Source organism: Halorarum halophilum, from assembly GCF_013401515.1.
In the GTDB taxonomy this organism is placed as follows: Archaea; Halobacteriota; Halobacteria; order Halobacteriales; family Haloferacaceae; genus Halorarum; species Halorarum halophilum.
In genome coordinates, this window is record NZ_CP058529.1 from 1,003,275 (window position 1) to 1,023,455 (window position 20,181).

Below are 20,181 nucleotides of genomic sequence, written 5' to 3' on the forward strand. Positions count from 1 at the left end.
CCCGAACGGGTACCGTCGGGCGTGCTGCGAAAGGATCTCCTGCGCGTGTCGCGGCGCGGCGGGGGTTACCGCCCCGAGTTCGTCGCCGGCGACGCGGACGCCCGCGCGCTCGCAGCCCGTGCCCTCGGGACGTTCCAGGGGCACGTGGGCGAGCCGCGACGAGCGCTGGAGACCGCGCTCGAGGATCTCGAACGCGAGGCCCCCGATTTCAAGCTCGTCCGCGGGTTCGCCTCGCTGCTTGAACGCGAGGCGACCTTCGAGACGCGCGCGCCCCTCCCGCCCGAACGCGCCCGGCGCGCCGCCTTCGACGCCGCCGAACGCGTCGGCGTCTCCAGCGAGGACGAGCGCGCGCGTGCGCTCGCCGACGCCGCCGACGGCCTCGGCACAGACCCCGACGCCGTCGACGCCTCGCTGTACGCCGACCGCGAGCCGAACCGGGTGCTCGTCGAGTTCGACACCAGGTGGACCCCCGACACGCTGTGCGAGCAGTACGACCTCTCGCTCGCCCAGACGGCGCTGTTCGACGCGACGGAGGTCCGGATTCGATCCGCCGACCCGAAGGCGCTCGTCTCGGCTGCCAAGCGGCTCGGCCTGCTGTACGAGGTCGTGAAGACGGACGGCGGCGGTCGCGAGCTGATCGTCACCGGCCCCGACGCGCTGTTCCGGCGGAGCAGGCGCTACGGGACGGCGTTCGCCCGGCTCCTCCGGACGGTCGCCGGGAGCACGACCGACTGGGAGCTGACCGCGACGATCGACGACCGGGGGACCGAGCGCGAACTCCGGCTCACCGACGCGGACGTGTCGGTTCCCGGGGTCGAGCCGCTCGCGGAGCCGGCGTTCGACTCGGGCGTCGAGGCGGACTTCGCCGCCCGGTTCCGCGCGCTCGACCTCGACTGGGACCTGGTGCGCGAGCCGGAGCCGCTCGAAACCGGCTACCGGGTGATGATCCCCGACTTCGCCTTCGAGTACGACCACGCCGACTTCCGCGTCTTCTTCGAGGTGATGGGGTTCTGGACGCCCGAGTACGTCGAGAAGAAACTCGGCCAGCTCGCCGGCGTCGAGGACGTGGAACTCGTCGTCGCCGTGGACGAGTCGCTCGGTGCCGGCGAGGCGGTCGAAGCTCGGGATCACCGTGCCATCCCCTACTCCGGAACCGTCCGGGTAAAGGACGTCGTGGACGCGTTACGGGAGTACGAATCGGAGCTCGAAGCCGAGGTGACGGCGGGGCTTCCTGCGGAGTTCGTCCCGGACGCCGACGTGGTCACGCTGGAGGCGGTCGCGGCCGACCACGCCGTCCCGATCGAAGCGCTCGACCACGTGGCGTTCCCCGAGCACGGGCGCGTCGGCGGGGCGCTCGTCCGCCCTGCCGTGCTGTCGGTCGTCGGCGACGAACTCGAACCGGGGATGACCTACGCGGACGCCGAGTCGGTCCTCGCCGAGCACGGGATATCCGACGCCAGCGCGGCGCTCTCTGAACTCGGGTACCGGGTCGCCTGGGAGGGGCTCGGCGGCGGGACGTTGCGGGAGAAGGACTGACGGGAGTCGAGGCGGAGTTAGGGAGCGACGGTGGCCTCCCCGTACAGCGGTATCGTGACGACGAGGTGTGCGGCCGCACAGACTGCGGTGAGGATCGTCCCCCTCGCGCGTCCGGTCGAGGGACTCGAATGGACGACGTATTCGGCGAGGCCGACGCGCTTCTGTACCGTTCCGTGGTTCACCGACATCGAGCAACCGGTAGGAGGCCCGGTTCGATCGGTGAACAGCCCCGCTCCCGACCGCTACCGCTCCGGCAACTCCTCCTGGTACCCCTTCGGCACGACCGAGCGGAGTTCGTCGTAGAGGTACAGTCCTACCCCGATGGGTTCGCGCTCGCCGGCGATCTCGTGGGTCGCGATCAGGTAGCCCCAGTCGCCGTCCCACTCGGGCAGGTCCTGGTCGTGGCCGGCCGCGAACGCACGGGCCTGTCCGGGCGACAGCTCGATGACGTTCCTCGTCGCCAGCCGCCCCCACCGCATGGCCGCCGTCGTCGTCGGCTTCCAGTGCTCCTGTCGCGTTCGGAGGAAGGTGATGCCGACGCCCTCGCGCCGCTGCGGCGTCGGGATGTCGGCCGCGAACGCCCAGATCTTCCCGGCGCCCTTCTCCCAGAAGGTGTACCCGTCGAACGTCTCGGGCGGGACGGCGAAGCGGTCCTCCCACCACTCCAGTACCTCCTCGCGCGACGCGCGACCCTCGACCTCGCGCTCGTCGGCGGTGGCGGGGAGTCGGTCGAACTGCTGGCCGTGGTTGCTGTGGTCCGCCATCAGGCGTCCACCTCCTCGGTGCCCTCAACGTCGACCTCCGTCTCGCCGCCGCCGACGCGGAGTTTCGCGAGGAAGAACCCGCCCGTGTCGTTGAAGTGCGGGTACACCCGCGTCGCCCGCGTCACCGCCTCGTCGAACCGCTCGTCCTCCCACTCGGTCACGCCGGGTCGGGAGTCGAGGGGACAGTCCCAGTCGATGACCTCGCAGTCCTCCTCGCCGAGCACGTGGTCGATGACCGCCTCGTTCTCCTCCGGTGCGAACGTGCAGGTGGAGTAGACGACCGTGCCCCCGGGCTTCGTCGCCTGTACCGCGCGCTTGAGGATGCCCTTCTGGATGCCGGCGACCTCGCGGACGTGCTGGAGCGTCCACTTGTCGAGCGCGTCGGGGTTCTTGCGGACCGTCCCCTCACAGGAGCACGGCGCGTCCACGAGCGCGCGATCGAACTCGTCGAAGCCGAGGCCGTTCGTGGAGTAGTTCCGCGCGTCCTGGTGGTCGACGACGAGGTTCGTCACGCCGAGGCGTTCGGCGTTGTGCCGGAGCGCCGAGATGCGCCCGAGGTTCGAGTCGTTGCCGACGAGGGCGCCGCGGTCGTCCATCAGCCCGGCGAGCTGGCTCGTCTTGCTCCCCGGCGCGGCGCAGGCGTCCCAGACCCGCTCGCCCGGCTTCGGGTCGAGCGCGAGCGCGGGGAGCGCGGACACCTCCTCCTGACCGTGGACCCAGCCGTGGGCGTACGGCCACGTCGTCCCCGGCGTGCGCTCGTCGAGTCGGAAGAGGCCGTCGTGCCAGCTGGCGCGCTCGTAGCCGGTCCCCTCCTCGTCGAACGCTCGGGCGACCCGGTCAGAGGTGGCCCTGATGGGGTTGGTCCGGACGACCGATGGGAGCGGCCGCTCGCAGGCGGCCCGGAACGCCGCCTCGTCCTCGACGAGGGGCGCGTAGCGGTCGAGCGGGTTCATGCGCCGGGGTTGGCCGGGGGTGCGTTTGTCGGTTTCGACACGATCGCGGTGTCGTGACGTGCGGGTGGACCCACGCCGCGCTCGGGGCAGAAACGTGGAGAGGACCCGATTCCGTCCCGCGTCGGCGCACCTTTACGGTCTTCCCACGAGGAGACCCGCCATGGCACGCATCGACGTACGTACCGAGGTGTCGCTCAGCGAGCCGACGCTCGTCGAGGGGTTCCCCGGCGTCGGCCTCGTCGGGAAGATCGCCGCGGACCACCTCGTCTCGGTGCTCGAGATGACCCACCACGCGGACGTTCACTGCGAGTCGCTCCCGAAGGCGGCCTCCTTCGGTGCCGGCGACGACGGGCTCCGTACGCCGGTCCGCCTGTACGCGGACGCCGAGAACGACCTGCTCGTCCTCCAGTCCGACGTACCGGTGTCGCCCGACGCCGCGACCGAGTTCGCCGAGTGCGTCGACGACTGGTTCCGTGAGGAGTCCGTCACGCCCCTGTACATCGCGGGGCTCAAGCGCGAACGACCGACCGAGGACGACCCCGCGGTGTTCGGCGTCGCCGCCGGCGACGGGGCGGCGTTGCTCGACCGGACGGACGTCCCCGAACCGACAGACGCCGGCATCGTCTCCGGGCCGACCGGAGCGCTATTGAACCACGCGCTCGCCACCGACCTGACCGCCGTCGGGCTCTTCGCCGACTGCGACCCGCGGTTCCCGGACCCGCGTGCGGCCCGTGCGGTGCTGGAGGACGGCGTGGCACCCATCGCGGACGTCGACGTTCCCGTGGACGGTCTGGAGGCCCACGCGAGCCAGATTCAGCGGACGAAAGAGCGGCTCGCGAGGCAGATGAACGAGGAGGGCGAGAACTCCTCGCAGGCGCAACGGCTCCGGATGTACCAGTAGGTCGAGCGCGGGAGGGTTCGAGGGTCGAGAGGTCGCCGTGCCCGACTACGGGCCCTCACCGCTTCCATCGCGACCGTCGCCGTCGTCGCCCCGCCGCCGCAGCAGTTCGACGGCTATCGCCCCGACGCCGATGGCCAGCGCCCCCAGCGCGAGCACCCACGGTCCCGTCTGGTCGTTCGTCATGGGAACCGATACGGTCCCCGGACGGAAGAATCAGTCCCTCGTTCGCGGCGGATCCCTCCGGGGACGCGTCGCTCGTTCGTGGTCGCGTCCCCCGGCCCGACCGGATTCTACAACCCTTATCCCCGCCGACCGACTCCCCTCGTGTATGAGCGAGGACGCCGGAACCGAGCCGGAGGAATCGGAAGCAGCGGGGCCGGAGACCGAGTCGGGGGACGCCGAGAGCGCCCCCGACGCGGAGGCGGACGACGCCGACGGAGAGCGTGCGACGGAGGGACGATCCGTCGCCGACGACGTGGCCGAGTACGACGACGATCTCGCCGAGGCGGTCGCCGACCTGGAGGAGCGGGTCGAGGCGGCCGAGACGCGAGCGGACGAAGTGGAGACGCGAGCGGAGGAAGCCGAGGAGCGTGCGGAGGAACTCGAGTCCAGCCTGGCCCGGACGAGGGCGGACTTCCAGAACTACAAGAAGCGCGCGAAGAAGCGCCAGGAGCAGCAGAAGGAGCGGGCCACCGAGGACGTGGTCTCGCGGCTCACCGAGGTCCGGGACAACCTCGTTCGCGCGCTCGAACAGGACGAGGACGCCGACATCCGTCCGGGCGTCGAGTCGACGCTGGAGACGTTCGACCGCGTGCTGGCCGAGGAGAACGTCACCGTCGTCGAACCGGACCCCGGCGAGGACGTCGACCCGGAGCGCCACGAGGTGATGATGCGCGTCGAGAGCGACCAGCCCGCGGGGACCGTCGCCGACGTGTACAAGCCCGGTTACGAGATGGCCGGGAAGGTCATCGAGGCCGCGCAGGTGACCGTGAGCGAGGACGACGAGTAGCCGACGCGGAGGGCGGCCCGTCGGCCCCGCCGGACGCCCCACCGCCCGCGACGGTCGCGACCGTCGCCTCGAATCGCGGTTCGTGATAAGGTTTGTCACTCGCGCCCCGGCAGTGGGGGAAAACCGCAAGACGTGAGCGACCCGCGATTCGCACGACCGGCACGCTGACTAGTAACCTTTAACGGAATCGGGCCGCGTAGTTGGTGACAACATGGCGAGTGACAAGATTCTGGGGATCGACCTCGGAACGACGAACTCCGCGTTCGCGGTGATGGAGGGTGGCGACCCCGAGATAATCGTGAACGGCGAGGGCGACAGAACCACGCCGTCGGTGGTCGCGTTCTCCGAGGACGGCGAGCGTCTCGTCGGGAAGCCGGCGAAGAACCAGGCCGTCCAGAACCCCGATCGGACGATCCAGTCCATCAAGCGACACATGGGCGAGGACGGCTACACCGTCGAGATCGACGGCGAGGACTACACGCCCGAGCAGCTCTCGGCGATGATCCTCCAGAAGATCAAGCGCGACGCGGAGGAGTACCTCGGCGACGACGTGGAGAAGGCCGTCATCACGGTGCCCGCGTACTTCAACGACAAACAGCGCCAGGCGACGAAGGACGCCGGCGAGATCGCCGGCTTCGACGTCGAGCGCATCGTCAACGAGCCGACCGCCGCGTCGATGGCCTACGGGCTCGACGACGACTCCGACCAGACGGTTCTCGTCTACGACCTGGGCGGGGGCACCTTCGACGTCTCCGTGCTCGATCTCGGCGGGGGCGTGTACGAGGTCGTCGCCACGAACGGTGACAACGACCTCGGCGGCGACGACTGGGACGAGGCGGTCATCGACCACCTCGCCGAGGAGTTCCAGAACGAGCACGGCATCGACCTCCGCGAGGACCGACAGGCGCTCCAGCGGCTGAAGGACGCCGCCGAGGAGGCGAAGATCGAGCTCTCCTCGCGCAAGCAGACGAACATCAACCTCCCGTTCATCACCGCGACCGACTCGGGCCCGGTCCACCTCGAGACCGAACTGACGCGCGCGACGTTCGAGTCGATCACCTCGGACCTCGTCGAGCGCACCGTCGGGCCGACCGAGCAGGCACTCTCGGACGCGGGCTACGACGCCGACGACATCGACGAGGTCATCCTCGTCGGCGGGTCGACCCGGATGCCGCAGGTCCAGGAGAAGGTCGAGGACGTGCTCGGCGTCGAGCCCCGGAAGAACGTCAACCCGGACGAGGCCGTCGCGCTCGGCGCGGCCATTCAGGGCGGCGTGCTCTCGGGCGACGTCGACGACCTCGTCCTGCTCGACGTGACGCCGCTCTCGCTCGGCATCGAGGTGAAGGGCGGGCTGTTCGAGCGGCTCATCGACAAGAACACCACCATCCCGACGGAGGAGTCGAAGGTGTTCACCACGGCGGCCGCGAACCAGACGTCGGTCCAGGTCCGCGTGTTCCAGGGCGAGCGCGAGATCGCCGAGGAGAACGAACTGCTCGGCGAGTTCCAGCTGTCGGGCATCCCGCCCGCGCCCGCCGGCACGCCCCAGATCGAGGTGTCGTTCAACATCGACGAGAACGGCATCGTCAACGTCGAGGCGGAGGACCAGGGCTCGGGCAACGCCGAGTCGATCACCATCGAGGGCGGCGCCGGCCTCTCCGACGAGCAGATCGAGCAGATGCAGGAGGAGGCCGAGCAGCACGCCGAGGAGGACGAGGCGCGCCGCGAGCACATCGAGGCGCGGAACGAGGCCGAGAGCGCGGTCCAGCGCGCGAACTCCCTGCTCGAGGAGAACGAGGAGCAGGTCGACGACGACCTCCGGGCCGACATCGAGGACGCCATCGAGGACCTCGAGGAGGTCCTCGCGGACGAGGACGCCGAGACCGAGGAGCTCCGCGACGCGACCGAGGAGCTCTCGACGGAGCTCCAGGAGATCGGCAAGCAGATGTACCAGCAGCAGGCCCAGCAGGCCCAGGCCGGACCCGGCGGGGCCGGCGGCGCTGCGGGCACCGGTCCGGGCGGCATGGGCGGCGGGGCCGGTCCCGGCGGCGCCGCCGGCGCCGAGGGCGACGACGAGGAGTACGTCGACGCCGACTTCGAGGACGTAGACGAGGACGGCGACTCCGACGACGAGTAACGCCGCCACACCCGGCTTTCCTCCCTGCTTCGCTCGATTCGATAGCCGATGCGGTGGCGCGCGGCGGCGGGCCTGCGTTCACGCGAGCGAACGCAGTGAGCGAGGGTGAACTCATGGGACCGAAGGTCCCAGGTAGTGCCCGCCGTCGTCGCGCGAGGGATGAGTGAGGAGCGGTAGCGACGAGCGAATCGGCTGGGGAGGTCGTGGCTCTCATCACGCCAAGCAGTAGTGGTCTGCTTGGCGAGTCAAGTTGCGGAGCGGGAAAGCCCGACGAACCAACAAACGACGAAAACCGCGAGTCACGCGTTTCAAATAGGCCGACGGACATAGGACCTACAACACGACCATGAGCGAGGACTTCTACGAGGTTCTGGGGGTCTCGCGCGACGCCTCCGAGGACGAGATCAAGCAGGCGTACCGCCAGAAGGCGACGGAGTACCACCCCGACGTGAGCGACGAGCCGGACGCCGAGGAGAAGTTCAAGAAGGTCAAGAAGGCCAAGGAGGTGCTCGCCGACGGCGAGAAGCGCCAGGCGTACGACCAGATGGGCCACGACCGCTTCGAACAGGCGGAGAAGCGCGGCGGCTTCGACGGCGGCCGCGGCGGCGCAGGCGGCATGGGCGGCGACCCGTTCGGCGGCATGGGTGGCGGAATGGGCGGCGGCGGCATGGGCGGTCTCGGCGACATCTTCGAGGAGTTCTTCGGCGGCGGCGGTCGGGGGCGGGGCGGCCCGCGGCCGGGCAAGGACCTCCGGACGAGTCTCGACATCACGCTGGAGGAGGCGTACGAGGGCGTCTCGAAGCAGTTCACCGCGGCGCGACCCCAGCGGTGTCCCGAGTGCGACGGGTCGGGCCACCCGCCCGAGGCCGACGTGCAGACGTGTCCCGAGTGCAACGGACAGGGGCAGGTGACCCAGGTCCAGCAGACACCGCTCGGGCGCGTCCAGCAGACCGCGGCCTGCCCGCGCTGCGAGGGCGAGGGCGAACTGTACTCCGAGGACTGCGCGCGGTGTGACGGCGGCGGCGTCGTCCGCGAGGAATCCACGCTCACCATCGACGTGCCGGCGGGCATCCGCGACGGCCAGAGCCTCCGGATGGAGGGCGAGGGCGCGCCCGGCGAACCCGGCGCGCGTGACGGCGACCTGCTCATCGAGATCCGGGTCGAGGAGGACGAACGGTTCGACCGCGACGGCGCCGACCTGCAGCTCACCCAGCCCATCTCGTTCCCGCAGGCGACGTTCGGCGACACGGTCGAACTCGAGACGCTCGACGGTGCCGTAGAGTTCGAGGTGCCCGCCGGAACCCAGTCGGGCGAGACGTTCCGCCTGCGCGGGAAGGGGATGCCCCGCCTGCGCGGCCGGGGGAACGGCGACCTCTACGTCCAGGTGCAGGTCGTCACGCCCGAGGAACTCAGCGACGAACAGCGCGAGGCGCTGAAGACGTTCGCGGAGGCCGGCGGCGAGGAGATCGACGTGAGCGAGGGCTTCTTCGAGAAGATCAAGAACTCCTTCTGACCGCCTCGCCGTCCGTCGGTGTTTTTATAACACCTCCTGCGAGTTTCCCGGCGGATGTCAACACGTAACGGAGGAACTGTCGTACAGCGGTTCGGACGCGGGCTCGCGGCGACCGTCGAGCGGTGGATGCCGAGCCCGTTCCTGTTCGCGATCCTGTTGAGCTACATCGTCTTCGTCGCCGGCGTCCTGCTGCAGGGCGAGGGGCCGGTCGCGATGGTCGGCCACTGGTACGACGGCTTCTGGGCGCTGCTCACCTTCGGGATGCAGATGGTGCTCATCCTCGTGACCGGGTACGTCATCGCGTACCATCCGCGCGTCCAGAGCCTCATCGGACGGCTCGCCGGGATCCCGAACTCGGGGGCCGGCGCGGTCGTCCTCGTCGGCGTCGTGGCGATGGTCGCCTCGTGGATCCAGTGGGGGATGGGGCTCATCGTGGGCGCCGTCGTCGCCCGGGAGGTCGGCCGACAGGCGTACCGGCGCGACATCTCCGTCCACTACCCGCTGCTGTGCATCGCGGGCTACATGGGGCTCGGACTGACGTGGCACTGGGGGCTCGCCGGCTCCGCGCCGCTGCTCATCAACACGCCGAACAACGTGTTCATCGAGCAGGGCGTGCTCGACTCGCTCGTCCCCATCTCGCAGACGGTGTTCTCGGGGTACTCGCTCACGCTGACTGTGCTCGCCATCGTCTACGCCTCGCTCGTGCTGTACCTGCTCGCCCCCAGCCCCGAGCACGCGGAGGGCATCGAGGAATACCTCGACGAGGACGAACTGGGCGAGACCGCCGGCGAGACGGGGCCGGCCATCGAGACGCCCGCGGACGCCATCGACCAGAGCCGGCTCGTCGGCGGGCTCATCGCGCTCACCGGCGTCCTCTTCTCCGTCTGGACGTTCGCCCAGGAGGGGCTGAACGCGCTCAACCTCAACGTCGTCAACTTCGCGTTCATGTTCGTCGGCCTGCTGCTGTTCACTCGTCCGCGCGCCTACCAGGAGCAGTTCTACGACGCCGTCACCGCGACGGGCGGCATCATCCTCCAGTTCCCGTTCTACGCGGGAATCATCGGGATGATGAACGGGTCCGGGCTGACCGACACGCTGGCTAACGCGCTGGTGAACGTGGCGACGCCGACGACGTTCCCCGTCATCGCGTGGCTCACCGCCGGCGTCATCAACATGTTCGTCCCCTCCGGCGGCGGCGAGTGGACGGTCGTCGGCCCGACCATCCTCGCGGCCGCGCAGGAACTCGGCGTCCCGGTCGGCAAGGCGACGGTCGCCTACGCCGTCGGCGACGCCCACACGAACCTGTTCCAGCCGTTCTGGGCGCTCCCCCTGCTCGGTATCACCGGGATGCGCGCGCGGGACATCTTCGGCTACGGGATGGCGATGCTGCTGCTGCTCATCCCCTTCCTGGCGATCGCGCTCACGTTCGTCCCCTACTAAACGGACCCGATCGACTGCGGACCGGGAGTGCGGCGCTCCTACGATACCGCCCAACCGCTTTTCGGGCGCGTCGACACGTCCGATGTGATGACACTCGAAGGCGAATCCGCACCGGAGTTCACACTCGAGAGCACCGCGGGCGGAACGGTCACGCTCTCGGAGACGCTCGAATCGGGGCCGGCAATCGTGCTGGTAAACCGGGGTCACTGGTGCAGTTTCTGTGCCGAACAGCTCGAAACGTTCGACGGGGTCGCCTACGACCTCTGGTTCAACGACGACGTCGACGTGCTCCCCGTCGTGACCGACACCGTTCCGAAACTCCGGGAGATGCGGGACCGGTTCGACCTCGACTTCCAGCTGCTCGCCGACCCGGCCGGCGAGGTCGCCGAACGGTACAGCGGCACCGAGCAGACGAGCCACGGGGTCACCGGTGTCGCCGCGACCTACGTCGTCGACGAGGAGGGAACCGTTCGGTACGAGCAGGTCGCCGACCACCCCGCGGACCGGACGTACGGGAACTGGGTCCGGTACTTCATCCGGAACGAGTACGAGGACCCGTTCGGGGAGTGAACCGGCCGACTCGTCCCAGATTCGCCTTTCCCGCTGTGACTCGATGCAGGAGTCAGAGACGTTCACGGAGGTGACAGCGGACCAGAAGGTGGCCCCGGCGAATAATGCGGTGGCGACCGAATTGTCACGATTGCATGAGCACGCCGGAGGAGAACTTCGAGACGGCGGTCGACGAGTCCAGCGACAGCGAGGCGCGTCTGCAGGCGATCGGCGTCCTCGAGACCGCGAACGAGTGCGACAGCCTGGCCGAAATCGTCACGAGGGAGGACCTCGAGGAGCAGTACCGCGAGGAGGCGCTGGATGGCCTCGCCCATCCACAGTGCAAATCGACGCTCGAGGCGCTCGTCGACGACGGGGACCTGACGGGGTCGCTGCGGGAGCACGCGGAATCGCTCCTGTCGGAGACGCCGGACGGCGCTGGGGGCGGCCCGTAGGCCCCCTCCTCGCTTCCCGCGACGACCCACCGATCGACTCCCCGTCCGGCACGGCCCCGTTCCTGGTCCGACCGACTCTTTGCCCCCTCCACCCAACCGGGTCGCATGCCCGAACCGGAGGCCGACGCTGCGCTCGTCGGCGACCTCCTCGCGCGCGACCGGCGGGACGGGTCGCCCGCGCTGCACGCCGCCGCCCCCGACCGGACGATCAGCTACCGCGACCTCTGTACGACGGCGTACAAGGTCGGAAACGTCCTCAGCCACCACGGCGTCCGCGCGGGCGATCGCGTCGCCGTCGAACCGCTCCCCCTCCCCGAACCCGTGCTGACGTTCCTCGGGGCGGCGATGCTGGGCGCCGTGACGGAGTTCCGCGCGGAACCGGGTACCGACGCCCGCGCGGCCGTCGTCCACGCCGACCGCGAGGACGAGTTCGACCTCCCGCCGGGGTCGCGACTGGTCGCCTTCGGAGGGGCGCCCGAGCGCGCGACGACGACTCACTGGGAGGGCGAGGTGTGGAGCGAGAACCCGGCGTTCCCGCCGACCGACGTCGAGCCCACCGACCCGGTGCTCGCGGCCGAGGACGACGGCGGAGTCGAACAGTTCTCCCACCGGGACCTCCTGGTGGTCGCTCGCGACGCCGTCGAACGGCTAGAATTGGACGGGGGCTCGAACCTGGCGCTGCACGCGTCGCTCGCGGACCCGTACGCAGTCGCGGCCGGCGTGCTCGCGCCGCTGCTCGTCGGGGGGTGCATCTGTCTCCCGGACGAGGACGGGAACGAACCGTCGGCGACGGCTGCGATCACGGACGGCCGCCCGGTCGCGGATGACCGACCTACCTCCGAGCGCCGGGTCCTCCAGCTCGACTCGCTCCGGCCGTGACTCAGGAGGCCTCCCTCAACTTCTCCAGCGACCCGGGGTTCTCCATTGAGGAGAGGTCGCCGGGGTCCTCGCCCTCGTGGACCGCCGAGATGGCCCGGCGGATGATCTTGCCCGACTGCGTCTTGGGGAACTCCTCGACGAACAGGAGTTCGCGCGGGCGGAACGGCTTGCCGTGCTCCTCGCCGACGAGCGCGACCAGTTCGTCGCGGAGCTCGTCGCTCGGCTCGATTTCGTCCTCCACGACGACGTAGGCGACGACCGCGGTGCCAGTCGTCTCGTCGGGGACGCCGACCGCCGCGGCCTGGTTCACCGCGTCGTGGTCGATGAGCACGCCCTCGATCTCGGCGGGGCCGATCTTCCGTCCGGCGACGTTGAGCGTGTCGTCGGCGCGCCCGTGGAGGAACCAGAAGCCGTCCTCGTCCTTCTGGGCCCAGTCGCCGTGGTTCCACAGCGGCGGGTCCTCGAACGTCGACCAGTACTCCGCCAGGTAGCGCTCGTCGCCCGACCAGAGGCTCTTGGTCATGCTCGGACAGGAGTCGCGTGCGACGAGGTAGCCGCGCTCGTGGCCGTCGGCGATCGAGTTCCCGTCGGCGTCGACGATGTCGATGTCCATCCCGAGCCCCGGCCCGCCTAGCGTGCAGGGCTTGAGCGGCCGGTCGGGCATCGGCATCAGGAAGCAACCGCAGATCTCGGTGCCCCCGGAGATGTTGATGATGGGGCAGTTTCCGCCGCCGACGTTGTCGTAGAACCACTGCCAGCTCTCGGGGTCCCACGGCTCGCCGGTCGAGCCGAGCAGGCGCAGGCTGGAGAGGTCGTACTCGTCGACGTTCGCGTCGCCGTGCTTTCGGAGCGCCCGGATGGCCGTGGGGGAGATGCCGAAGGCGGTGAGGCCGTGGCGCTCGATCATGTCCCAGAAGCGGTCGGGACCGGGGTGGTCGGGCGCGCCCTCGTACATGAACACCGTCCCCCCGAACGTGTGGTTCCCGACGAGCGTCCACGGCCCCATCATCCAGCCGATGTCCGACACCCAGAAGAAGCGGTCCTCCGGCTTGTGGTCGAAGCCGAAGTGGAGCTCCTTCGCGCACTGCATCTGGATGCCGGCGTGGGTGTGGACGATGCCCTTCGGCGTCCCCGTCGTCCCGGAGGAGTACAGCAGCATCGACTCCTGGTCCGAGGGGAGCGACTTCGTCTCGTACGCGCTCGACTGCGACGCCACCGCGTCGTCCCACCACTCGTCGCGGTCGTCGTTCCAGGGGATCTCCACGTCGCCATCGCGGGCCCCGAGCCGGTCGTAGACCACAGCGTGCTCGACGTGACCGGCCTCGTCGATGGCCTCGTCGGCGGTGTCCTTCAGGAGGACCTCGCCCCCGCGGCGGTAGAAGCCGTCGCCGGTGAACAGCACCGAGCACTCTGAGTCGGAGATGCGGGTCGCGGTCGCGTCCGTTCCGAAGCCGGAGAAGATGGGGACCGCGATGGCTCCGACCTTGAAACAGCCGTAGAGGATGGCGATGACCTCGGGCACCATCGCCATGTACAGCCCGACCGTGTCGCCGGTCTCCACGCCGACCGATTCGAGGTAGTTCGCGACCCTGTTGGCCCCCCGGTGGAGGTCGTGGTAGGTGACGTGGCGCTCGTCGCCGGGTTCGCCCTCCCAGATGCACGCCACGCTGTTCCGCGCCGCCGCGTCCGTGGCCGCGTGGCGGTCGAGGACGTTGTGCGCGATGTTGAGCTCCCCGCCGGGGTACCAGTCGGTGAACTGCGGGCCGTCGGTGTCGTCCCGCACCGCGTCGTACTCCTCGTAGAACTCGATTCCGAGGTAGTCGACCAGTTCGTCCCAGAACCAGTCGACGCCGGACTCCTCGACGCCCTCGACGCCCGTGCACGTCCGCTCGATGAGGGCGTCGTAGTCCTCGATGCCGTACTCCCGCATGAACTGACGGACGTTGGTGGCCTCGGCGAACGCCTCGTCGGGTTCGTGGACCACTTCGTCCGTGTCGACCTCGGTGGGCGCCATCTCGGTTGTGGGTTCTCCGGTGAGGGATAAGTAGGTTTTCGGAAAACTTGCCCGAAGCGAAACGCGGAATCGGAGCACGGGGACGACCTACCGACCACGTCGTCGAGGACGGCCCGGCGGACAGGGCTCGATCGAGGAACGGGTATCCGTGGACAAGAACGAAGCCGCGGGCGCACGACCCGCCGACATGGACGGATCCGAAGCGGACCCCGACGGCGAACCGGCGTTCGACCCCGCGACGGCGCTCGACCTCTCCGGTCGCGTCGCCGTCGTGACCGGCGGGACGCGGGGCATCGGTCGGGCGATCTCCCTCGGTCTGGCACGCGCCGGCGCCGACGTGGTCCCGACCTCCCGGACGGCCGAGGACGTCGACGACGCGGTCTCGGCGGTGGAGTCGACGGGCGCCGACTCGCTGGCCCGGCCGACCGACGTGACCGACCCCGACGCCGTGGTGGACCTGGTGGGGGCCGTCGAGGACGAGTTCGGACGGCTGGACGTCGTCGTGAACAACGCCGGCGTCAACCCGCGCGACGCGCTCGGAACGCCGGAGGCGACGACGGAGGCGGGGACCAGGACGACCCTCGACGTCAACCTGGAAGGGGCCCTCAGGTGCGCCCGCGCTGCAGCGGAGGCGCTCCGCGCGGACGGCGGCGGCGCGCTCGTGAACGTCGCCAGCGTCGGCGGCCTGGTCGGCCTCCCGCGCCAGCACCCGTACGTCGCCTCGAAGCACGGACTCGTCGGGGTGACGAGGAGCATGGCGCTGGACTGGGCGCCGGACGTCCGCGTGAACGCCGTGGCGCCGGGCTACGTCCTTACCGGGTTGACCCAGGGCATCGCGGACGACGAGGACCTGCGCGACTCGGTCCTCGCGCGGACGCCGCTCGGCCGGTTCGCGGAGCCCGAGGAGGTCGCCGCCCCGGTCGTCTTCCTCGCCTCCGGGGCCGCCTCGTACGTCACTGGGGCCTGCCTCTCGGTCGACGGCGGCTGGACCGCCCGATAGTCGCCCGCCCGTTACCCGCCACCTCCCGGGCGCGTTCGGGTCGCAGTCCGCCCTGCGTCGCAGGCTCCCCCACCGCCGACCTCCCAGTTCCCCAAAACGACTTTCCACCCCGGGGCGTAGAGGGGTGTATGTACGTCCGTGATGCCAGGAACCGGGACGAGGTCTGGCTGCTCGACCACATCGAGGAGATGGGGTTGGACGAGGGTTCCTTCCGGTCCCGCGACTACGTCATCGCGGTCGACGAGGGGAGCAACGAGCGGGCCGGCTTCGGCCGCTTCAGGATCCACAAGACCGACGAGGGCGAGTTCTGCGAGCTGACGAGCATCGGCGTGCTGGAGGCGTGGCGCGGGCAGGGCGTCGGCGCGCACGTCCTCGAACGCCTCGTCGGCGAGGCGGGCGACGACGGCTTCGACGTCCTGTTCTGTTTCACCGAGACGCCGGACTACCTGACGCGGTTCGGCTTCGAACGCGTCGACGAGGACGCGCTGCCGGAACCCATGCGCGACCGGCTCGACCGCGTTCGGGAGGACCAGCCCGACGCCGTCCCGCTCGCGCTGGACCGGTCGGCCTTCGAGATGCCCGACCATCTCCGCGAGCAGTTCAAGAACGCGTCGCCCGCGGCCGGTGAGCCGGAGCCCGAGCCGGAGGATACCCCCGAGGACTTCGGGATCGATCCGGACGAGGCGACCTACAAGTACGACACCGGACGGTAGCGCGCGTTCCCGCGGACGACCGCGGTCGGTCGTGGTCCCGTCACCTCACGTTCGGTCGTGGAGGAAGTCCGTCGAGAACACGATGTACGCGAGCACCGAGCAGAACAGGATGGGCGGGAGGATGGCGAAGCCCCACAGCGGCTCGATCCCCCAGAAGAGCAGGAGGACGATGTCGGCGAGGCCGATGCCGAGGAACGGGAGCGTCGCCAGCACCCCGCGCTTCCGGTTTCGGCCGCCCGGCACGTCGTCGGGGGCGGTCCCCTCCCCGTCCGGTTCGCCCGCCCTGACGTCGGCGTCCTCCTCCGGCGTCGTGGCCATATCCGACGTCCGCCACCGGGACACAAAAGGCGTCCGCTACGGCGCCTCCTCGTACCGGGAGACGACCGAGACGAGGCCGAAGAGGACGCCGAGGACGATCAGCGACAGGACGGCGCCGTACAGCGCCATCGCCGCTGGCGCCCCGGGAAGCCGGACGAGTCCGAACACCGTCACCGCGTCGACGGCGTTGTTCGCGGCGACCACGTAGCCCGCAGCGGCCGCGAACAGCGTCACCACCCCAGCAGCACCGAGGAGGTACGGCCTGCCGTCGACGCCGGTCCCCACGTCGCCGTCGTGTCGGTCGGTCTGGTTCGCCACGTTCCGGGCTTGGACCGGCCCCCGCAAGGGTCTGTCGGGATTTATGTGTCCGGACCGGATGGGTTCGATACCATGACCGACCCGAGCGACGACCCCCTGCTGGTCCGGGCACGCGAGGCCCTCGCGGACGCCTACGTCCCGTACTCGGAGTACCCCGTCGGCGCCGCCGTCCGGACCGCCGACGGCTCCGTCTTCGTCGGCTGCAACATCGAGAACGCGAACTACTCCAACTCCCTGCACGCCGAGGAGGTCGCCATCGCCGAGGCCGTGAAGAACGGTCACGACGAGTTCGAGCGCGTCGCCGTCTCGTCCGGGGTCCGGGACGGAGTCACGCCCTGCGGGATGTGCCGCCAGACGCTCGCGGAGTTCTGCGACGGCGAGGTCGAGGTCGTCTGCGACGAGGGCGACGACGTCGCCAGCTACGCGCTCGGGGAACTCCTACCGAACACCATCAGCCTGGAGACGCTGGAGGAGGCCGACGCGGCACGCGGGCGGGAGGAGTAGCGGACGGGCGTGAACGACGGCCCGCCTTCGGGCGGCTTCGTGAACTCCCCCTCCGACGGACGACGGCCTCCCTTCTTGCTCGTTCGAATCGAGGAACGCAGTGACTTCTACGGTACTCCCGCGTTCCCGACTGGCGAGAGCGCGGGGGAGGGTCGGGACGCGCGACGCGGAAGGACTAACACGCGCGTCGCCGAACCTCGCCGTCATGACCGACGCGAGCGAGGACCCGAACGACGACGTGGGGTACCACGTCGAGGTCGGGCCCGACGACGTGGCCGACACGGTGCTGTTGCCCGGCAACCCAGAGCGCGTGGACAAGGTGACCGCGCTGTGGGACGAGTCCAAGGAGGTCGGCCAGCACCGCGAGTACCGGACCGCGACAGGGAGCTACGACGGCGAGCGACTCTCGGTCACCTCCACGGGCATCGGCTCCCCGTCCGCGGCTATCGCCGTCGAGGAACTGGCCCGCGTCGGCGTGGACACGTTCATCCGGGTCGGATCCTGTGGCGCCATCCAGGAGGGGATGGCCGTCGGCGACCTCGTCATCTCGTCGGGGGCCGTCCGCCAGGAGGGGACGAGCAAGGAGTACGTCCGGGAGGACTACCCGGCGACGGCGGACCACGAGGTCGTCTCGGCGCTCGTCGCCGCCGCGGAACGGCTCGGCTACGACTACCACGTCGGGCTGACGATGTCGGCGGACTCCTTCTACGCCGGCCAGGGTCGGCCGGGGTTCGAGGGGTTCCGCGCGGCGGGGTCGGAAGAGCTCGTCGACGAACTCCGGGAGGCGAACGTGAAGAACATCGAGATGGAGGCCTCCGCCATCATGACCATCGCGACCGTCTACGGCCTCCGGGCCGGGGCGGTGTGTGCCGTCTACGCCAACCGGGTCACCGGCGAGTTCCGTACGGAGGGAGAGTCGCGCGCGGTCGAGTGTGCGAGCCTCGCCGCGGCGCTTCTCGCACGGATGGACCGCGTGAAGGCGGAGGCGGGCGTCGACCGCTGGCACGCCGGGCTGTCGCTGGAGTGAGCGAGCCACCGACGGAGGTCTAGACCCCGACTATTGCGGTATGAGACCCTCCCACAGGACGCGCGAAACCGCACGACCGGAGCGGTTCCGGCGAGTTTGGGAGTTGGAACCCGTTTCAATACCCCTTTATTCCCGGCCGGGAAATCGCACCACATGAGTACGAACGTCGTCGTCATCGGGTCCGGCTACGCCGGCGCGGGCGCCGTCAAAGCGTTCGAGGACGAGATCGAACCCGGCGAGGCGAACCTGACGTGGGTCTCCGAGCACGACTACCACCTCGTGCTCCACGAGGTCCACCGCTGCATCCGCGACCCGGGGGTCGAGTCGAAGGTCGCCATCCCGGTCGACGAGATCAAGGACGACGACACCGCGTTCGTGAAGGGTCGCGTCACCGACGTCGACACCGACGAGCAGACGGTCCTCACCGAGGACGGCGAGGAGGTGCCGTACGACTACCTCCTCGTGGCTGTCGGCTCCGCGACGGCGTTCTACGGCATCGAGGGCCTCCGCGAGCACTCGCTCACCCTGAAGGGGCTCGACGACGCGCGCGAGATCCACCGCGAACTCGCGGACGCCGCGGAGGACGCCACGGAGATGGAGCCCGCGAGGGTGCTCGTCGGCGGCGCCGGCCTCTCGGGCATCCAGTCGGCCGGCGAGATCGCGGAGTACCGCGACGACTCCCGCGCCCCGATCGACATCACGCTCGTCGAGGGGCTGGAGGAGGTCTTCCCCGGAAACGATCCCGAGGTGCAGGGCGCGCTCCGCAAGCGCCTCCTCGAGAAGGACATCGAGATCCTCACCGGCGACTTCATCTCGAAGGTCGACGAGGAGACGGTCTACCTCGGCGGCGGCGAGGACGAGGAGCCGGAGGAACTGGAGTACGATATCCTGCTGTGGACCGGCGGCATCACCGGTCAGGAGGAGATCGCCGAGGTCGACCTCGAGAAGGACGAGCGCTCCAACCGCGTGTTCGCCGAGTCCACGTTCGAGACGAGCGACGACCGCGTGTTCGCCATCGGCGACACGGCGCTCGTCGACCAGGGCGAGGACGAGGTCGCGCCGCCGACCGCGCAGGCCGCCTGGCAGGCCGCCGAGGTCGCCGGCGAGAACCTCGCACGGGCCGTCCGGGGCGCGCCGCTCCGCTCGTGGCGACACGAGGACAAGGGGACGGTCATCTCGGTCGGTGAGAAGGCAGTTGCCCACGACGTGCAGGGCGTCCCGATGAACACCTTCGGCGGTCCGGGCGCGAAGCTCCTGAAGAAGGGGATCGCCACGCGCTGGATCGTCTCCGTCTCCTCGCTGAGCCGCGGGCTCAGCGCCTGGAACGACATGTAACGCGGGAGGAGTCACCGATCCGTTCGTCGATTCGAAACTCGTCGATTACCGGGGGAGCCGTCCTCCGCCGTGCTCGGAGGGGGGGCCGGAGAGCCCGCGTCACCCGAACCTCGTCACTTTTCGCGCCGTCCGGAAGGAACCCCGACAGTCGTCGATCGGATCTTCTCGCTGCGGTTCGATATCGTCCGCTCAGTGCGCCGGCGGCTCGGAGGGCGCCTGCATCCCGTCGATCTTCAGGATGAGGACGCTTGCGGAGTCGTCCTTCCCGTCGACGGTCCCCTCGATGCGGAGCTTCGAGAGCGGCGTCGGGCCGACGATCACCGAGTCGCCCTCGTGGAAGTCACGGACCGACCCCTGCAGGTGGACCTCGGCCCGGCAGAGCTCGGGGTGGTGGACCGACGTGAGGTTGATCTCCTGGACGTTGACGTTCTCCAGCTTCTCGCCCTCGTGGAACAGCGGCGTCGCCGCCGGTTCGTCGAGGCTCTGGAGGTCGAGCGCCTCGAAGGCGTTCGCGGTCGGCTTGTACCCGCCCTTCGGGCCGGGGACGCCCTCGACCAGCTGGAGCGCCTTCAGGCTCTGCATCTGGTTGCGGATGGTGCCGGGGTTGCGCCCCACCGCCTCCGCGATCGTTTCACCCTTTACGGCGTCCTCCTCCTCGCGGAAGATGTTCACGAGTTCGTTGAGTATCTTCCGCTGACTGTCGGTGAGCTCTATTGACGACATTTAAGTGGTGTATGCTCCGGAACGCGCATAAAACCACGGAACGCGGTGCGGCGGTTGGCCGGGAACGACCGGTACCACTTTGCCGCCGGCCGTGGC

Annotated in this window: 22 protein-coding genes; 14 read left to right on the forward strand and 8 right to left on the reverse strand. The window is 69.7% G+C overall.

All coding sequences use genetic code 11. The features are described 5' to 3' along the window. Positions 1-21 precede the first annotated feature (21 nt). A complete protein-coding gene (locus tag HUG10_RS05305) occupies positions 22-1,536 on the forward strand; it encodes a DUF790 family protein (protein WP_179168566.1) in 1,515 nt (504 codons plus the stop codon). Between the two features lie 17 nt (positions 1,537-1,553). On the opposite strand, the gene HUG10_RS05310 is transcribed toward HUG10_RS05305, so the two are convergent. From HUG10_RS05310 to HUG10_RS05320, 3 genes are read right to left on the reverse strand one after another with little or no spacing between them, the layout of a single operon-like run. Continuing rightward, positions 1,554-1,724: a hypothetical protein gene (locus HUG10_RS05310; RefSeq protein ID WP_179168567.1), complete on the reverse strand. Its 171-nt coding sequence runs from the start codon at positions 1,722-1,724 to the stop codon at positions 1,554-1,556. Between the two features lie 54 nt (positions 1,725-1,778). After that, positions 1,779-2,300: a DUF7122 family protein gene (locus tag HUG10_RS05315; RefSeq protein ID WP_179168568.1), complete on the reverse strand. Its 522-nt coding sequence runs from the start codon at positions 2,298-2,300 to the stop codon at positions 1,779-1,781. After that, positions 2,300-3,253, reverse strand: coding sequence for an RsmB/NOP family class I SAM-dependent RNA methyltransferase (locus HUG10_RS05320; RefSeq protein ID WP_179168569.1), 954 nt, complete (start codon positions 3,251-3,253; stop codon positions 2,300-2,302). Before HUG10_RS05320 ends, HUG10_RS05315 begins: the two co-directional genes overlap by 1 nt. 160 nt (positions 3,254-3,413) lie before the next feature. Between HUG10_RS05320 and HUG10_RS05325 the strand changes: the two genes are divergently transcribed. After that, a complete protein-coding gene (locus tag HUG10_RS05325; protein WP_179168570.1) occupies positions 3,414-4,154 on the forward strand; it encodes a proteasome assembly chaperone family protein in 741 nt (246 codons plus the stop codon). 45 nt (positions 4,155-4,199) lie between these two features. Here HUG10_RS05325 and HUG10_RS05330 read toward each other — a convergent pair whose 3' ends face one another. Further along, positions 4,200-4,337: a hypothetical protein gene (locus tag HUG10_RS05330; protein ID WP_179168571.1), complete on the reverse strand. Its 138-nt coding sequence runs from the start codon at positions 4,335-4,337 to the stop codon at positions 4,200-4,202. A 145-nt stretch (positions 4,338-4,482) separates the two neighbouring features. On the opposite strand from HUG10_RS05330, the gene HUG10_RS05335 reads away from it, so the two are divergent. The 7 genes from HUG10_RS05335 to HUG10_RS05365 all read left to right on the forward strand — a co-directional run bounded on the left by HUG10_RS05335 (position 4,483) and on the right by HUG10_RS05365 (position 12,133). After that, complete coding sequence (locus tag HUG10_RS05335) at positions 4,483-5,163, forward strand: nucleotide exchange factor GrpE (protein WP_179168572.1); 681 nt, start codon at positions 4,483-4,485, stop codon at positions 5,161-5,163. A 211-nt stretch (positions 5,164-5,374) separates the two neighbouring features. Beyond that, a complete protein-coding gene (gene dnaK, locus HUG10_RS05340; RefSeq protein ID WP_179168573.1) occupies positions 5,375-7,297 on the forward strand; it encodes a molecular chaperone DnaK in 1,923 nt (640 codons plus the stop codon). 346 nt (positions 7,298-7,643) lie between these two features. After that, complete coding sequence (dnaJ, locus tag HUG10_RS05345) at positions 7,644-8,810, forward strand: molecular chaperone DnaJ (protein ID WP_179168574.1); 1,167 nt, start codon at positions 7,644-7,646, stop codon at positions 8,808-8,810. 54 nt (positions 8,811-8,864) lie between these two features. After that, entirely contained in the window at positions 8,865-10,250 is a 1,386-nt protein-coding gene (locus HUG10_RS05350; protein ID WP_179168575.1) for a short-chain fatty acid transporter, read from the forward strand. Between the two features lie 87 nt (positions 10,251-10,337). Beyond that, positions 10,338-10,820 carry a peroxiredoxin family protein gene (locus HUG10_RS05355; protein ID WP_179168576.1) on the forward strand — a complete coding sequence of 161 codons (483 nt, stop codon included), beginning with the start codon at positions 10,338-10,340 and terminating at the stop codon, positions 10,818-10,820. A gap of 134 nt (positions 10,821-10,954) precedes the next feature. Continuing rightward, a complete protein-coding gene (locus HUG10_RS05360; protein ID WP_179168577.1) occupies positions 10,955-11,254 on the forward strand; it encodes a hypothetical protein in 300 nt (99 codons plus the stop codon). Between the two features lie 105 nt (positions 11,255-11,359). Then, on the forward strand, positions 11,360-12,133 hold the full coding sequence (locus HUG10_RS05365) for an AMP-binding protein (RefSeq protein ID WP_179168578.1): 774 nt from the start codon (positions 11,360-11,362) through the stop codon (positions 12,131-12,133). Between the two features lies 1 nt (position 12,134). On the opposite strand, the gene HUG10_RS05370 is transcribed toward HUG10_RS05365, so the two are convergent. Then, complete coding sequence (locus HUG10_RS05370; RefSeq protein WP_179168579.1) at positions 12,135-14,147, reverse strand: AMP-binding protein; 2,013 nt, start codon at positions 14,145-14,147, stop codon at positions 12,135-12,137. A 187-nt stretch (positions 14,148-14,334) separates the two neighbouring features. Between HUG10_RS05370 and HUG10_RS05375 the strand changes: the two genes are divergently transcribed. After that, on the forward strand, positions 14,335-15,147 hold the full coding sequence (locus tag HUG10_RS05375) for an SDR family NAD(P)-dependent oxidoreductase (protein ID WP_179168580.1): 813 nt from the start codon (positions 14,335-14,337) through the stop codon (positions 15,145-15,147). A gap of 128 nt (positions 15,148-15,275) precedes the next feature. Continuing rightward, complete coding sequence (locus HUG10_RS05380) at positions 15,276-15,860, forward strand: GNAT family N-acetyltransferase (RefSeq protein WP_179168581.1); 585 nt, start codon at positions 15,276-15,278, stop codon at positions 15,858-15,860. A gap of 45 nt (positions 15,861-15,905) precedes the next feature. On the opposite strand, the gene HUG10_RS05385 is transcribed toward HUG10_RS05380, so the two are convergent. Together HUG10_RS05385 and HUG10_RS05390 are read right to left on the reverse strand one after the other, a co-directional pair. Next, on the reverse strand, positions 15,906-16,178 hold the full coding sequence (locus tag HUG10_RS05385; protein ID WP_179168582.1) for a hypothetical protein: 273 nt from the start codon (positions 16,176-16,178) through the stop codon (positions 15,906-15,908). Between the two features lie 36 nt (positions 16,179-16,214). Beyond that, complete coding sequence (locus HUG10_RS05390; RefSeq protein ID WP_179168583.1) at positions 16,215-16,496, reverse strand: DUF7520 family protein; 282 nt, start codon at positions 16,494-16,496, stop codon at positions 16,215-16,217. Positions 16,497-16,568: 72 nt separating this feature from the next. Between HUG10_RS05390 and cdd the strand changes: the two genes are divergently transcribed. From cdd to HUG10_RS05405, 3 genes are all read left to right on the forward strand, one after another. After that, the gene (gene cdd / locus HUG10_RS05395; RefSeq protein ID WP_179168584.1) at positions 16,569-17,000 is read left to right on the forward strand and encodes a cytidine deaminase; all 432 of its coding nucleotides are present in this window, start codon (positions 16,569-16,571) and stop codon (positions 16,998-17,000) included. Positions 17,001-17,205: 205 nt separating this feature from the next. Continuing rightward, positions 17,206-18,027, forward strand: a complete 822-nt coding sequence (locus HUG10_RS05400) for a nucleoside phosphorylase (RefSeq protein WP_179168585.1) — start codon at positions 17,206-17,208, stop codon at positions 18,025-18,027. Between the two features lie 153 nt (positions 18,028-18,180). Further along, positions 18,181-19,362 (forward strand): NAD(P)/FAD-dependent oxidoreductase, encoded by a 1,182-nt coding sequence (locus tag HUG10_RS05405; protein WP_179168586.1) that lies wholly within the window; start codon positions 18,181-18,183, stop codon positions 19,360-19,362. A 189-nt stretch (positions 19,363-19,551) separates the two neighbouring features. Here HUG10_RS05405 and HUG10_RS05410 read toward each other — a convergent pair whose 3' ends face one another. Further along, the gene (locus tag HUG10_RS05410) at positions 19,552-20,085 is read right to left on the reverse strand and encodes an HTH domain-containing protein (RefSeq protein ID WP_179168587.1); all 534 of its coding nucleotides are present in this window, start codon (positions 20,083-20,085) and stop codon (positions 19,552-19,554) included. Positions 20,086-20,181 lie beyond the last annotated feature (96 nt).

Excerpts from the sequence above, each read along its gene's own strand:
- HUG10_RS05330 (WP_179168571.1), bottom strand. The coding sequence starts at position 4,337 with ATGACGAACGACCAGACGGGACCGTGGGTGCTCGCGCTGGGGGCGCTG.
- HUG10_RS05385 (WP_179168582.1), bottom strand. The coding sequence starts at position 16,178 with ATGGCCACGACGCCGGAGGAGGACGCCGACGTCAGGGCGGGCGAACCG.
- HUG10_RS05400 (WP_179168585.1), top strand. The coding sequence starts at position 17,206 with ATGACCGACGCGAGCGAGGACCCGAACGACGACGTGGGGTACCACGTC.
- HUG10_RS05375 (WP_179168580.1), top strand. The coding sequence starts at position 14,335 with ATGGACGGATCCGAAGCGGACCCCGACGGCGAACCGGCGTTCGACCCC.
- HUG10_RS05355 (WP_179168576.1), top strand. The coding sequence starts at position 10,338 with ATGACACTCGAAGGCGAATCCGCACCGGAGTTCACACTCGAGAGCACC.
- HUG10_RS05315 (WP_179168568.1), bottom strand. The coding sequence starts at position 2,300 with ATGGCGGACCACAGCAACCACGGCCAGCAGTTCGACCGACTCCCCGCC.
- HUG10_RS05310 (WP_179168567.1), bottom strand. The coding sequence starts at position 1,724 with ATGTCGGTGAACCACGGAACGGTACAGAAGCGCGTCGGCCTCGCCGAA.
- HUG10_RS05325 (WP_179168570.1), top strand. The coding sequence starts at position 3,414 with ATGGCACGCATCGACGTACGTACCGAGGTGTCGCTCAGCGAGCCGACG.
- HUG10_RS05410 (WP_179168587.1), bottom strand. The coding sequence starts at position 20,085 with ATGTCGTCAATAGAGCTCACCGACAGTCAGCGGAAGATACTCAACGAA.
- HUG10_RS05320 (WP_179168569.1), bottom strand. The coding sequence starts at position 3,253 with ATGAACCCGCTCGACCGCTACGCGCCCCTCGTCGAGGACGAGGCGGCG.
- cdd (WP_179168584.1), top strand. The coding sequence starts at position 16,569 with ATGACCGACCCGAGCGACGACCCCCTGCTGGTCCGGGCACGCGAGGCC.
- HUG10_RS05365 (WP_179168578.1), top strand. The coding sequence starts at position 11,360 with ATGCCCGAACCGGAGGCCGACGCTGCGCTCGTCGGCGACCTCCTCGCG.
- HUG10_RS05380 (WP_179168581.1), top strand. The coding sequence starts at position 15,276 with ATGTACGTCCGTGATGCCAGGAACCGGGACGAGGTCTGGCTGCTCGAC.
- dnaK (WP_179168573.1), top strand. The coding sequence starts at position 5,375 with ATGGCGAGTGACAAGATTCTGGGGATCGACCTCGGAACGACGAACTCC.
- HUG10_RS05405 (WP_179168586.1), top strand. The coding sequence starts at position 18,181 with ATGAGTACGAACGTCGTCGTCATCGGGTCCGGCTACGCCGGCGCGGGC.
- HUG10_RS05360 (WP_179168577.1), top strand. The coding sequence starts at position 10,955 with ATGAGCACGCCGGAGGAGAACTTCGAGACGGCGGTCGACGAGTCCAGC.
- HUG10_RS05350 (WP_179168575.1), top strand. The coding sequence starts at position 8,865 with ATGTCAACACGTAACGGAGGAACTGTCGTACAGCGGTTCGGACGCGGG.
- HUG10_RS05335 (WP_179168572.1), top strand. The coding sequence starts at position 4,483 with ATGAGCGAGGACGCCGGAACCGAGCCGGAGGAATCGGAAGCAGCGGGG.
- HUG10_RS05370 (WP_179168579.1), bottom strand. The coding sequence starts at position 14,147 with ATGGCGCCCACCGAGGTCGACACGGACGAAGTGGTCCACGAACCCGAC.
- dnaJ (WP_179168574.1), top strand. The coding sequence starts at position 7,644 with ATGAGCGAGGACTTCTACGAGGTTCTGGGGGTCTCGCGCGACGCCTCC.